The 12,894-nt window shown below is 65.8% G+C and carries 11 protein-coding genes, 1 tRNA gene and 1 pseudogene; 5 read left to right on the top strand and 8 right to left on the bottom strand.

All coding sequences use genetic code 11. The annotated features are described in order from the left end of the window. The 3 genes from CKY51_RS03000 to rnr all read right to left on the bottom strand — a co-directional run. Positions 1 to 477, bottom strand: a 477-nt coding sequence (locus CKY51_RS03000) for an RNA methyltransferase substrate-binding domain-containing protein (RefSeq protein ID WP_280524676.1), incomplete at its 3' end; no start/stop codon positions are given. Positions 478 to 550: 73 nt separating this feature from the next. Beyond that, the gene (locus tag CKY51_RS03005; protein ID WP_022971110.1) at positions 551 to 1,021 is read right to left on the bottom strand and encodes a GFA family protein; all 471 of its coding nucleotides are present in this window, start codon (positions 1,019 to 1,021) and stop codon (positions 551 to 553) included. Between the two features lie 16 nt (positions 1,022 to 1,037). After that, on the bottom strand, positions 1,038 to 3,596 hold the full coding sequence (rnr, locus tag CKY51_RS03010; protein WP_022971111.1) for a ribonuclease R: 2,559 nt from the start codon (positions 3,594 to 3,596) through the stop codon (positions 1,038 to 1,040). Positions 3,597 to 3,719: 123 nt separating this feature from the next. Here rnr and CKY51_RS03015 point away from each other — a divergent pair. Next, positions 3,720 to 3,806 (top strand) — tRNA-Leu (locus CKY51_RS03015). A gap of 248 nt (positions 3,807 to 4,054) precedes the next feature. Here CKY51_RS03015 and CKY51_RS03020 read toward each other — a convergent pair. The 4 genes and pseudogenes from CKY51_RS03020 to CKY51_RS03040 all read right to left on the bottom strand — a co-directional run bounded on the left by CKY51_RS03020 (position 4,055) and on the right by CKY51_RS03040 (position 7,397). Further along, positions 4,055 to 5,500 (bottom strand): GDSL-type esterase/lipase family protein, encoded by a 1,446-nt coding sequence (locus CKY51_RS03020; RefSeq protein ID WP_031338689.1) that lies wholly within the window; start codon positions 5,498 to 5,500, stop codon positions 4,055 to 4,057. 332 nt (positions 5,501 to 5,832) lie between these two features. Further along, the gene (locus CKY51_RS22920) at positions 5,833 to 5,970 is read right to left on the bottom strand and encodes an acyl-CoA dehydrogenase family protein (protein ID WP_425509500.1); all 138 of its coding nucleotides are present in this window, start codon (positions 5,968 to 5,970) and stop codon (positions 5,833 to 5,835) included. Between the two features lies 1 nt (position 5,971). Then, positions 5,972 to 6,058: pseudogene (locus CKY51_RS22925) on the bottom strand (acyl-CoA dehydrogenase family protein); the annotation flags it as partial. A 190-nt stretch (positions 6,059 to 6,248) separates the two neighbouring features. Next, positions 6,249 to 7,397 carry an acyl-CoA dehydrogenase family protein gene (locus CKY51_RS03040; RefSeq protein ID WP_152248863.1) on the bottom strand — a complete coding sequence of 383 codons (1,149 nt, stop codon included), beginning with the start codon at positions 7,395 to 7,397 and terminating at the stop codon, positions 6,249 to 6,251. Between the two features lie 123 nt (positions 7,398 to 7,520). On the opposite strand from CKY51_RS03040, the gene CKY51_RS03045 reads away from it, so the two are divergent. Together CKY51_RS03045 and CKY51_RS03050 are read left to right on the top strand one after the other, a co-directional pair. Further along, positions 7,521 to 8,489, top strand: coding sequence for an ArsR/SmtB family transcription factor (locus CKY51_RS03045; RefSeq protein ID WP_022973792.1), 969 nt, complete (start codon positions 7,521 to 7,523; stop codon positions 8,487 to 8,489). Further along, positions 8,489 to 9,634 carry a homocysteine S-methyltransferase family protein gene (locus CKY51_RS03050; protein ID WP_022973791.1) on the top strand — a complete coding sequence of 382 codons (1,146 nt, stop codon included), beginning with the start codon at positions 8,489 to 8,491 and terminating at the stop codon, positions 9,632 to 9,634. Before CKY51_RS03045 ends, CKY51_RS03050 begins: the two co-directional genes overlap by 1 nt. Before the next feature lie 16 nt (positions 9,635 to 9,650). Here CKY51_RS03050 and CKY51_RS03055 read toward each other — a convergent pair whose 3' ends face one another. Beyond that, positions 9,651 to 9,872: a hypothetical protein gene (locus CKY51_RS03055; protein WP_152248865.1), complete on the bottom strand. Its 222-nt coding sequence runs from the start codon at positions 9,870 to 9,872 to the stop codon at positions 9,651 to 9,653. A 57-nt stretch (positions 9,873 to 9,929) separates the two neighbouring features. On the opposite strand from CKY51_RS03055, the gene CKY51_RS03060 reads away from it, so the two are divergent. Further along, a complete protein-coding gene (locus tag CKY51_RS03060; protein ID WP_152248866.1) occupies positions 9,930 to 10,145 on the top strand; it encodes a hypothetical protein in 216 nt (71 codons plus the stop codon). Then, the gene (gene metH / locus CKY51_RS03065) at positions 10,142 to 12,838 is read left to right on the top strand and encodes a methionine synthase (RefSeq protein WP_022973790.1); all 2,697 of its coding nucleotides are present in this window, start codon (positions 10,142 to 10,144) and stop codon (positions 12,836 to 12,838) included. The genes CKY51_RS03060 and metH overlap by 4 nt, the downstream gene beginning before the upstream one ends. Positions 12,839 to 12,894 lie beyond the last annotated feature (56 nt).

Genomic DNA, 12,894 nt, shown 5'->3' on the forward strand with positions numbered 1-12,894 from the left:
GGTCACCGCCACCACCGGGATGCGATCGGCCGCGCCGGCCGAGGTCTTGCGCACGGTGGCATTGATCGTGGCCGACTTGTCCTTGGGAATGACGACGGCGGTCACGCCGGCGGCAGCGGCGCTGCGTAGGCAAGCGCCGAGGTTGTGCGGATCCTGCACGCCATCGAGCACCAGCAGCAGCGCACGCCCCTGGGCCTGTTCGACCAGGCCTTGCAGCTCGTTCTCGGCCCACAGCCGCGCGGCGGCATAACGCGCGGCCACGCCCTGGTGACGCACTTGGCCGCCGACGCCATCCAGCGCCTGGGTGCTGACCCGCCGCACGTCGATGCCCTTGCGGCGGGCCTGCTCTTCGATCTCGGTCAGCCGCGGATTCTTGCTGCCGGCCTCGATCAGCACCTCACGCACGTTGTCGGCGTCGTTTTCGACGGACGAGGCGACGGCGTTGACGCCGACGATCCACTGATTCTGCTTGCTCATGCGCGGCTTCGGTTGGGGCGATGATCGGGGGGCGTCATGGTAGGGGTTATCGCGGCGGCTGGCACGCGCAACCTCAGGACGCGGCCGGCGGCCAGTGTGCGGTGTCGTGATCCGGATGCTGCGCAGATCGCAGATCGGCCAGGTAAGGCGCCATGCTCGCGTCCTGCTCGGTCTGCGTGCCAGGCAAGGTTTCCAGCGCGGACACGAAAGGCAGGTGTCCCTCCAGCCCGTACTGCTGCACCGGCACGATCGCCGCCGGCGTATCGAAGGCGCCGTGCGCCACCGCCATGCCGTCCGGCGCTTCGTAGGTCAACGGCGTGCCGCAGGCGGCGCAAAAGCCACGCCGCACCAGATTGGAGGAAGCGAAATGCGCCGGCGCGCCGCGGGTCCAGGCAAAGCGCGCCGCGCGCACCGAGACCAAGGGCGCGAAATAGTTGCCGAAGGCCTTCTGACACATGCGGCAATGGCAGATCGAGGCCTCCAGAGCGCCATCGACATGGAAACGCACTGCTCCACACTGGCAACCGCCGCTATGACTGCCCATCGCCGCTCCTTTCGCTTCAGCGCTTGGATTTGCCTCGCTTGCTCGCCTTCGGCTTCGGTGACTTGGCGGGCCGCCGCTCGAACGCCGGCAGTGCGGCCGCTTCGTCGCCGGCCTCGCCCTCGCCGCGTCGCTCCACCAGGCGGAAGTCGATCTTGCGCTCTTCCATGCTCGCCTTCAGCACCAGCACCCGTACCGGATCGCCGAGACGGAAGGCGCTGCCACGGCGCTCGCCGGTCAGCGTCTTGCGAATCGGATCGAACTGGTAATAGTCCTGCGGCAGCTGAGTGACATGCACCAGGCCGTTGACCTTGGACTGGGTCAGCTCGACGAACAGGCCGAAGCCGGTGACACCGCTGATGACGCCGTCGAATTGCCCACCGACGTGCTTTTCCATCCAGGCCGCACGGTAGCGCTCGTCCACCTCGCGCTCGGCCTCGTCGGCACGCCGCCCGCGCTCGGAACACTGCAGCGCCAGCGCCGCCATTTGCCGGGGCGTATAGAGAAATTGCTCCGCGCTGCCGCCGGTCAGCGCGTGCTTGATCGCGCGATGGACCAGCAGGTCCGGATAGCGGCGGATCGGCGAGGTGAAGTGCGCATACGCCTCCAACGCCAGACCGAAATGGCCATGATTGTCCGGCGAGTACACCGCCAGGCTCTGACTGCGCAGCAGCACCGATTCGATCAGCGCCGCATCCGGCCGCGCGCGCACCTTCTTCAGCAGCTTGGTGTAATCGCCCGGACGGACCTTGCTCCACGCCGGCAGGCTGAGCTGGAATTCCTTGAGGAACTCCAGCAGGTCTTCGTACTTGCTCTCCGGCGGCCGCTCATGCACGCGATACGGCGCCGGCACCCGCATGCGCAGCAGGTAGCGCGCCGCCTCGACGTTGGCAGCGATCATGCACTCTTCGATCAGCTTGTGGGCGTCGTTGCGCACCAGCATGCCGGCCTGGGTGACCTCGCCGGTGTTGTCGAGCACGAAGCGCACTTCGGAGGTCTCGAACTCGATCGCACCGCGCTGCGTGCGTGCCTTGGACAGCACGTGATACAGCTGATGCAGACGTTGCACTTGCGGCAGCAGCGGGCCGATGAAGGCCTTGGTATCGGCGTCGTCTTCGCCAACCGCCTTCCAGACCTGGTTGTAGGTCAGGCGTGCATGCGAATTCATCACCGCTTCGTAGAAGCGCGAGCCGGTCACTTCACCATCGCGCGCCACCTGCATGTCGCAGACGAAACACATGCGATCGACCTTGGGCATCAACGAGCAGATACCGTTGGACAAGGTCTCCGGCAGCATCGGCACCACGAAGCCGGGGAAATACACCGAAGTCGCACGCTTCTGCGCTTCCTCGTCCAGCGGCGTCCCCGGACGCACATAGTTGGACACGTCGGCGATCGCCACCACCAGACGGAAGCCATCCGCGTTGGGTTCGCAATACACCGCATCGTCGAAATCCTTGGCATCTTCGCCGTCGATGGTGACCAGCGGCATCTGCCGCAAATCCACCCGGCCGCCGATCATCTGCGGCTCGACCACCAGCGGCACCGCGGCCGCTTCGTCCAGCACCTCTTGCGGAAATTCATGCGGCAGCTCGTGGCCGTGGATGGCCGTTTCCGCCACCAGCGACGGTGTCAGCTTGTCGCCAAGTACGGCGATGATCTTGCCGATGGCCGGGCGGCGCGCATCCGGCGGCGCGATCAACTCGCAGACGACCAATTGGCCTTCGCGTGCGCCGCCGATGCCGTCGGGCGCGATCTGCACGTTGCGCTGCACGCGCTTGTCGTCGGGATCGACGTAGGCCACGCCCAACTCATAGAAGAACCGACCGATCAGCCGCGACATGCCACGTTCCAGCACGCGCGCAATCGCGCCCTCGCGACGGCCGCGGCGGTCGATCCCGGTCACGTTGGCCAGCGCGCGGTCGCCATGCATGACCTTGCGCATTTCGAACGGCGGCAGGAACAAGTCGTCGCCGCCATCGTCCGGTTTGAGGAAGCCGAACCCTTCCGGATTGGCGATCACCACGCCGGCAATCAGGCTGGTCTGCTGGACCGGCGCATAGCCGCCGCGACGGTTCTGCACCAGTTGTGCCTCGCGCACCATCGCTGCCAGGCGCTTGCCCAATGCATCGATGCGATCGCTCAACCCGAGCCGGGCAGCGATCTCGTCGGCGGTCTGCGGGCCGTCGCAATCCTCGAGCAACTGCAAAATGGCCTCGCGGCTGGCGATCGGCTCGGCATAGCGCAGTGCCTCGCGTTCGGCATGTGGGTCCTTGAAGTCGGCCACAGGCGCCGCGGCGGGCTCGGCAAACCGCTCCGGCGGCGGCGCTGGCGGGCCGCTCTTGCGCGGATGCGGCGCACGCGGTGCGGCTGGCGTCGACGGCGAAGACTGCTGCGATGAAGCTTTGGAAGCGGCGCGTTTGTTGGCGGATGTGGTCGACGCGCCAGCGGCGGCGCGGACCAGGAAATCCGGCATCCACCCCGGCAATTTTTGTTGCTCTGCGGTGGAGGAATCGCCCTGGCCGGCGGATTTACGGCGGCTGGGCAGGGCGGAATCTGGGGGGTTTTTCTTTGTCATTGCCCTTATGGTACCCCCTGCCGTCCTCCGGTGTGCGGCGGCCACGGCTGGCCTGGAACGCAATGTAGGTCAGCACCCCCATTGACAAGCCCGCCGGCCACCTGCAAAATTCGCTGCTCACCTGCCCAGGTGGCGGAATTGGTAGACGCACTAGCTTCAGGTGCTAGCGGGGGCAACTTCGTGGAGGTTCGAGTCCTCTTCTGGGCACCAGTTTAAAAAGACCTCCGAGCGATCGGGGGTCTTCTGGTTTCTGGGGTTGGCCATCGCAGACGACCTGCGCCCCGAGCATATGGCGGCGACACTATCGCGCCGTTCATTCCATCGCTGGAATCCCTGCAATTGCACCGCGCAGTCGCGCCCGGTCGGCGCTGTTCTCTGCAGCCGCGCCACGCTCGAGGTAACCGACCGCAGGCAACGGCCGTGCTCGCCTGCCGGCAAGCACGGCATGCCCCATCACCTTACGGCACGGCGGTAATCCCGGCCTCGCGCAGCGCCTGCGCCCAGATGGTGTAGCCAGCTTCGCTGGGATGGGTCCCGTCCGGCATCAGGCTCAACGGCAAGCTGCCATCTGGCTGCAGAAAGCGCGCCCCGATGTCGACCAGACGGACCGCTGGATCGCCGGCAAAACGGGCTTGCAACAGACGATTGGTTTCCACGATCGGCGCCCGCTTGGGATCGTCGGGCCGGGTCCCGCGCGGCAGAATGTGCATCAGGATCAGCTGACTGGTCGGCAGCCGACGGCGCACCTCGGCCACCACCGCCTCGACACCTGCAGCCGTTTCGGCAGGAGTGCTGGCACGCGCTTGCGCGGTTCCCACCAGATTATTGGTGCCGATCAGCAACACCACCCAGCGCGGCGCCAGGCCATCCAGCTCGCCCTGGCGGATCCGCCACAACACGTTCTGCGTCCGGTCCCAGCCGAAGCCGAGATTCAACACCGAACGCCGGCCGTACAACCAGTGCCAGGAGTTGGGTCCGTTCTGCCATTTGCCGCGCGGCACGCCACCCCAGAAGTGGGTGATCGAGTCGCCAATCATCACCACCTCCGGCTGCAGCGCACGCGCAGCCGCCAGCGCGGCATGGTGACGGCCATACCAATCGTAGGAATCCTGCTCCAGCCAATCGACCGGCATCAACGAAGTCGCCGCATCCAGGCCCAGCTCGGCCACCGGCTTGACCGGTGCCTCGCCGAGCAGGCGCGCCAAGGTCGGCTCGATCGCTTCGGCCATCATGCGCTGCCCCTGGGTGTCCGGATGCAACGCGCCTGCGGGTGGGCGCAGGCGGTCGTCGTAGAACAACTCGCCGCGCAGCTTGCCGTCACGCAGGAAGACACTACTGACGTCCAGGAAGCTCACCCGCGGATTGTCGCCGTAACGCACCGCCAGCTCCCGGTTGACCTCGGTGTCGCGCCGCGACTTCTCGGCCGACACCGCACTCGGCAGCACGCTCAGCAACAGGATCCGCGTGCGCGGGAGCTTCTGCTCCAGCGTGGCGACCACCGCATCGATGCCCATCACGGTGTGCTCCGCACTCTGGCCGAGGTAGCCGGTGTTGTTGGTGCCGATCAGCACCACTACCGCCTTGGGCTGCAGGCCGGCGAGCTCGCCATTATTCAATCGCCACAGCACATGCTCGGTGCCATCGCCACTGAAACCCAGGTTGAGCGCACCTCGGCTGCCATAGAAGGGCTGCCACGTGGATTGAAAATCCTCGTCCGGGCCCTGCGCCTTTTCGTAGTTCTGGGTGATCGAGTCGCCGATCAGCAACAACGGCGCGTCCGGATGACGCTTGACCTGCTCCAGTACCTGCGCATGCCGCTGCGCCCACCAGGGCTCTTGCAGGCGATCGGCGGGGACGATCGAGGCCGGCGGCGTGCTCTGGGCGAACACCGGCCATGCCGTCATCAGCAGCAGCAAAACACAAGCGAGCCAGCGCCAGGCAGGGGAAAACCAGAAACGGGACATAGCACGTGCGCCGTTGGGGGATCGGCGATTGTGGTCCGGCCATGGGACCTGCCACAAGCACGGCCGCATACCAGGTTCGGGAAGAGGTGCATGCCTGCGACCTGACATATGCACCGCCTGTCGCCGGCATGCGCATTCGTGCGCTACGTCGCAGGGGGCTGGGCAGCGGTCACAGCTTCAACATGACGCGCCTGCCATCACCAACGCCCTCGCCTTGCACGCACAGACGCACCTGCAACACGCACACGCAGGTATGTCGCAGCAGTATTGGCTCAGCGCAGCCCGGCCTCCCCGCGCGCGATCACCAGTCGCTGGATTTCCGGGGTGCCCTCGTAGATCCCGGTGATCTTGGCATCGCGGAGAGCGCTCCAGCGTCGCCGCCTTAGCGGCAGCGCTGGAGCGCGGTCGATCTCAGCGCAGCCCGGTCTCCCCGCGCGCGATCACCAACCGCTGGATTTCCGAGGTGCCCTCGTAGATCCCGGTGATCTTGGCATCGCGGAGAGCGCTCCAGCGTCGCCGCCTTAGCGGCAGCGCTGGAGCGCGGTCGATCTCGGCGCAGCCCGGTCTCCCCGCGCGCGATCACCAGCCGCTGGATTTCCGAGGTGCCTCGTAGATCTCGGTGATCTTGGCATCGCGGAGAGCGCTCCAGCGTCGCCGCCTCGGCGGCAGCGCTGGAGCGCGGTCGATCTCAGCGCAGCCCGGTCTCCCCGCGCGCGATTACCAGCCGCTGGATTTCCGAGGTGCCCTCGTAGATCTCGGTGATCTTGGCATCGCGGAAGTAGCGCTCCAGCGGCATTTCCTTCGAATACCCCATGCCGCCGTGGATCTGCACGGCCTGGTGGGTGATCCACATCGCCGCCTCGGACGCAGTGAGTTTGGCCACCGCCGCTTCGGTGCCGAACTTCTGCCCCTCGCCCTTGAGCCAGGCCGCGCGCAGGGTGAGCAACCAGGCGGCATCCAGCCGGCACTTCATGTCGGCGATCTTGGCCTGGGTCATCTGGAAGGTGCCGATCGGCGCACCGAAGGCCTTGCGCTCCTTCACATAGGCCAAGGTGGCCTCGTAGGCGGCGCGCGCGATGCCCACCGCCTGCGAAGCAATGCCAATGCGGCCGGCATCGAGCACGCTCATCGCGGTCTTGAAACCCTCGCCTTCCACGCCAAGCACTTCGTCCGGCTGCGCGACGTAGTCGGCAAACTCGATCTCGCAAGTGGCCGAGGCGCGGATGCCCAGCTTGGGCTCGGTCTTGCCGCGATGGAAGCCGGCACGCTCGGTGTCGATCATGAAGGCAGTGATACCGCGTGCGCCCTGGTCTGGCGCGGTCATCGCGAACAGCACGATGTACTTGGCCACCGGACCGGAGGTGATCCAGCTCTTCTTGCCGTTGATCACGAAGCTGCCATCGCCCTGCTTGACCGCACGACAGCGCATTGCCGACGCATCCGAACCGGACTGCGGCTCGGTCAGTGCGAAGGCGCCGATATGGCGGCCTTCGGCAATCGCGCGCACGTACAACTGCTTTTGCGCCTCGCTGCCGTTCTTCAGGATGCCGGTGCAGAACAGCGAGTTGTTGACCGACATGATGGTCGAGTGCGCGGCATCGCCGGCGGCAATCTCGATCATCGCCAACGCATAGCTGATCGGGTCCATGCCGGCGCCGCCGTACTCGCTCGGCACCTCGATTCCCATCAGGCCGTTCTCGCCCAACAGCTGGATATTCTCCAGCGGGAATTCGCCGCTGCGATCGAACTGCTCGGCGCTGGGGGCGATCTTTTCCTGGGCGATCCGGCGGGCGACGTCCTGAATCATCAATTGTTCTTCAGTAAAGCTGAAATCCACGTTTCACCCCTCCCGGGCATCGGCTGGTGGCCCATTGTAGCCACAACCATTCGCATGCGTATGTAGTTGACCCCACCCCGCCGCCGACAGAAAATATCTCCATATCGCGATATAGAGATATTCATGGATCTGGAAGACTGGTCGGCCCGCCTGAAGGTATTCGCCGACGCCACCCGGGTACGCCTGCTGGCCTTGCTGGAACAGGAAGAACTCACCGTGGCCGAACTATCGGCCATCACCCGCCTGGCCCAGCCGCGGGTGTCCACCCATCTGGCCAAGCTCAAGGAAGCCGGGCTGGTGCGCGACCGCCGCGCTGGCGTGTCGGCCTATTACCGCTTCGACGAAGTCTCGCTGGACCCGGCCCAGCGCGCCCTGTGGCTGGCGCTGAGCACCGGCAGCGACGACCCGCTGCTGCGCCAGGACGCCGAACGCGTGGCGGCGGTGCTGGCCAACCGCGCCTCCGACCAGAACTGGGCCGATTCGGTGGCCGGCGATATGGAGCGACACTATTCGCCCGGACGCACCTGGGAGGCACTGGCGCGTACCGCGCTGCCGTTGCTGGAAACCGGCGATGTGCTGGATATCGCCTCCGGCGATGGCGTGCTGGCCGAACTGGTGGCCCCGCATGCCCAACGCTATATCTGCATCGATACCAGCGCACGCGTCGTCGCCGCCGCCAGCGAACGCTTGCGCAAGCTGCGCAACGTCGAAGTGCGCGAAGGCGACATGCATGCGCTGCCGTTCGCCGACGCCAGCTTCGACCTGGTGGTGCTGATGCACGCGCTCACCTACGCCAGCAAGCCGGCCCAGGCGGTCGCAGAGTCGGCGCGGGTGCTGCGCCCGGGCGGCCGCCTGCTGCTATGCAGCCTGGCCAAGCATGAGCATCGCGCGGCCGTCCAGGCCTATGGGCACGTGAACCTCGGCTTCGCCGCCAAGGAACTGCGCCGCTTCGTCGAGAAAGCCGGCATGGACGTCTCCAGCCTGGAGACCGTCACCCGCGAGAAACGCCCGCCGCATTTCGAAGTGATTTCATTGATTGCGGTGAAGCCGGGAGCCCCGGCAAAAATCAGAGCCGAAGCAGGAGCAAGATGATGAGCACTCCCGTTCTTGATCGCGTCGCCAGTTCCGGCTCCCAAGGCACGGGCCTGCCCTGGCTGCATCCGCAGCGTGCACAGATGCTGCTACAGGCGCTGCGCGAGCGCATCCTGATCATCGATGGCGCGATGGGGACGATGATCCAGCGCCACGACCTGCAGGAACCGGACTACCGCGGCACCCGCTTTGCCGACGGCTACGACAGCGCGCACGTGCATGGCCCTGGCTGCGATCACGCGCATACGCCGGAAGGGCATGATCTCAAGGGAAACAACGATCTGTTGTTGCTGACCCGCCCGGAGATCATCGCTGGCATCCACCGCGCCTACCTGGACGCCGGCGCCGATCTGCTGGAAACCAACACCTTCAACGCGACCTCGGTCAGCCAGGCCGACTACCACCTGGAGCACCTGGTGTATGAGTTGAACAAGGCCGGCGCGGAAGTCGCCCGCGCCTGCTGCGATGCCGTCGAGGCGCTGACCCCGCACAAACCGCGCTTCGTGATCGGCGTGCTCGGGCCCACCAGCCGCACCGCATCGATCAGCCCGGACGTCAACGACCCCGGCTACCGCAATACCAGCTTCGATGCCCTGCGCGAGACCTATCGCGAGGCCATCGACGGGCTGATCGACGGCGGCGCCGATACCTTGATGGTGGAAACCATCTTCGACACGCTCAATGCCAAGGCCGCGCTGTATGCGATCGAAGAGGTGTTCGAGGCCCGCGGCGGGCGCTTGCCGGTGATGATCTCCGGCACCATCACCGATGCCTCCGGGCGCACCTTGTCGGGCCAGACCGCGGAGGCGTTCTACGCCTCGGTGGCGCATGGTCGGCCGCTGTCGGTGGGACTGAACTGCGCACTGGGCGCGAAGGATCTGCGCCCGCACGTAGAAACGTTGGCCCAGGTGGCCGACGCCTACGTCAGCGCGCATCCCAACGCCGGCTTGCCGAACGCCTTCGGCGAGTACGACGAGACGCCGGAGGAAATGGCCGCGACCTTGCGCGAGTTTGCCCAGTCCGGCCTGCTCAACCTGGTCGGTGGTTGCTGCGGCACCACGCCCGATCATATTCGCGCCATCGCTGCGGCGGTCGCCGATCTGCCGCCACGGCAGGTGCCGGGTGCGCAAGCGCTGGCGGCGTGATGCAGCACGTGTGCCCTCATCCGGCGCTGCGCGCCACCTTCTCCCGCACGCGGGAGAAGGACAGCATATTGCTCGTCACCTGGACAAAGGCTCCCTTCTCCCGCGCGTGGGAGAAGGACAGCACGTTGCTCGTCACCTGGACAAAGGCCCCCTTCTCCCGCACGCGGGAGAAGGACCGCACATTGCTCATCACCTGGACAAAGGCTCCCTTCTCCCGCGCGTGGGAGAAGGACAGCACGTTGCTCGTCACCTGGACAAAGGCCCCTTCTTTCGCGCGCGGGAGAAGGACAGCACGTTGCTCGTCACCTGGACAAAGGCTCCCTTCTTCCGCGCGCGGGAGAAGGACAGCACGTTGCTCGTCACCTGGACAAAGGCTCCCTTCTCCCGCACGCGGGAGAAGGTGCCCGAAGGGCGGATGAGGGCCATCTCGATCCGCCCCCGGCCGACCGCCACCCGTCATCGCCTCGCCTGGACATTCGCCACGTCCGACGCCCATAAGAGCCTTGCATGAGCACGCCCCGCTACACCCGCCTCTCCGGCCTGGAACCACTGGTCATCACCCCGGACCTGCTGTTCGTCAATGTCGGCGAACGCACCAACGTCACCGGTAGCGCGCAATTCCGCAAGCTGATCAAGGAAGAGCGCTACGAGGAAGCGGTGGACGTCGCCCGCCAGCAGGTTGCCAACGGCGCGCAGATCCTCGACGTCAACATGGACGAAGGGTTGATCGATTCGGAGAAGGCGATGACGCGCTTTCTCAACCTGATCATGTCCGAGCCGGATATCGCCCGCATCCCGGTGATGGTGGATTCGTCCAAGTGGACGGTGATCGAGGCCGGACTGAAGTGCCTGCAAGGAAAGAGCGTGGTCAATTCGATCTCGCTGAAGGAAGGCGAAGCGCTGTTCATCGAACAGGCGCGCAAGGTCTTGCGCTACGGCGCCGCCGCGGTGGTGATGGCCTTCGACGAGGTCGGCCAAGCCGACACCTGCGCACGCAAGGTGGAAATCTGCACGCGTGCCTACCGCATCCTGGTCGATGTGGTCGGCTTTCCGCCCGAGGACATCATCTTCGACCCCAATATCTTTGCGGTCGCCACCGGCATCGAGGAGCACGACAACTACGCGGTGGACTTCATCGAGGCCACCCGCATCATCAAGGACACGTTGCCGCATTGCCACGTGTCCGGCGGCGTTTCCAATGTCTCGTTCTCGTTCCGCGGCAACGAAACCGTGCGCCAGGCGATCCACTCGGTCTTCCTGTTCCATGCGATCAAGGCCGGCATGGACATGGGCATCGTCAATGCCGGCGGCATGCCGATCTACGACGACCTTGACACGGAGTTGCGCGAGCGCGTCGAGGACGTCGTGCTCAATCGGCGCCGCGACGGCACCGAGCGCCTGCTGGAGATCGCCGAACGCTACAAGGGCAAGAAGGGCGCCAGCAAGGGCGAAGAGCTGGCTTGGCGCGGCAAGTCGGTGCGCGAGCGGCTCAGCCATGCGTTGGTGCATGGGATCGACGCCTACGTCGAAGCCGATACCGAGGAAGCGCGGCAGTTGTCGTCGCGCCCGCTGGACGTGATCGAAGGCCCGTTGATGGACGGCATGAACGTGGTCGGCGACCTGTTCGGCGCCGGCAAGATGTTTCTGCCGCAGGTGGTCAAGTCCGCGCGGGTCATGAAGCGCGCAGTGGCCTACCTGCTGCCCTTCATCGAAGCGGAGAAACTGCGTAGCGGCGACGTCGGCAAGTCCAACGGCAAGATCATCATGGCCACCGTCAAGGGCGACGTCCATGACATCGGCAAGAACATCGTCGGCGTCGTCCTGGCCTGCAACAACTTCGAGGTGGTCGATCTGGGTGTCATGGTGCCCGCGCAGACCATCCTGGACCGCGCGCGCGCCGAGAATGCCGACCTGATCGGTTTATCCGGGCTGATCACGCCCTCGCTGGAGGAGATGTCGCATGTGGCGCGCGAGATGCAGCGCCAGGGCTTCGAGATCCCGTTGCTGATCGGCGGCGCCACCACCTCACGCGCGCACACCGCCTTGAAGATCGATCCGCATTACGCAGCGCCTACGGTGTGGGTCAAGGATGCCTCGCGCGCGGTCGGCGTGGCGCAATCGTTGATCTCGCGCGACCTGCGCCAGGCCTTCGTCGCCGCCAACGATGCCGACTACGCCGAGATCCGCGCGCGTCACCGCAATCGCGGCGACGCCAAGCGCCTGGTGTCGCTGGAACATGCCCGCGGGCAGAAGTTCGATGGCGGCTGGGACAGCTACACACCGCCGACGCCGCGCCAGCCCGGCCTGCATGTGTTCGACGATTACCCGCTGGCGGAGCTGGTCCCGCTGATCGATTGGACACCGTTCTTCCAGGCCTGGGAACTGGCCGGTAAATTCCCGGCCATCCTCAGCGATGAGATCGTCGGCAGCCAGGCCACCGAGCTGTATCGCGACGCGCAACAGATGCTGGCGCGCATCGTCGAGGAGAAATGGCTCACCGCCAAGGCCGTGTTCGGCCTATGGCCGGCCAATAGCGTAGGCGACGATGTGGAAGTCATTCTTGATCGGGACCCGGGACCCGAGCCGCGGCTTCTGCACTTCCTCCGCCAACAGGTCGACAAACCTGCCGATCGCCCAGACTTCTGCCTGGCCGACTTCATCGCACCCAAAGACAGCGGCGTGCACGACTGGATCGGCGGCTTCGCGGTCACCGCCGGCATCGGCATCGACCCGCACGTGGCACGCTTCGAGGCCACCCACGACGACTACAACGCCATCCTGCTCAAGGCCTTGGCCGACCGCCTGGCCGAGGCCTTGGCCGAGCGGCTGCACCAACGGGTGCGCACCGAGTTCTGGGGCTACGTCGACGAGGAGAACCTGGACAACGAAGCGCTGATCGCCGAGCGCTATCGCGGCATCCGTCCGGCGCCCGGCTATCCGGCCTGCCCGGAACACAGCGAGAAACAAACCCTGTTCGCAATGCTCGATGCCCCCGGTAACGCCAGCATGACGCTGACCGAGAGCTTTGCGATGCTGCCGACTGCCGCGGTCTCCGGCTATTACTTCAGCCACCCCAACAGCCAGTACTTCGTGGTGGGCCGGCTAAGCAAGGAGCAGGTTGCCGACTACGCGCGACGCAAGGGCGTGACGCTGGCAGTGGCCGAGCGCTGGCTGGCATCGAATCTGGATTACGACCCGGAATAACAACAGCTGCAGACTGCAGACGTCGTAGGAGCGCACCGGGGCGCGACGAGGCTTTA

Source organism: Xanthomonas maliensis, from assembly GCF_009192945.1.
GTDB lineage: Bacteria > Pseudomonadota > Gammaproteobacteria > Xanthomonadales > Xanthomonadaceae > Xanthomonas > Xanthomonas maliensis.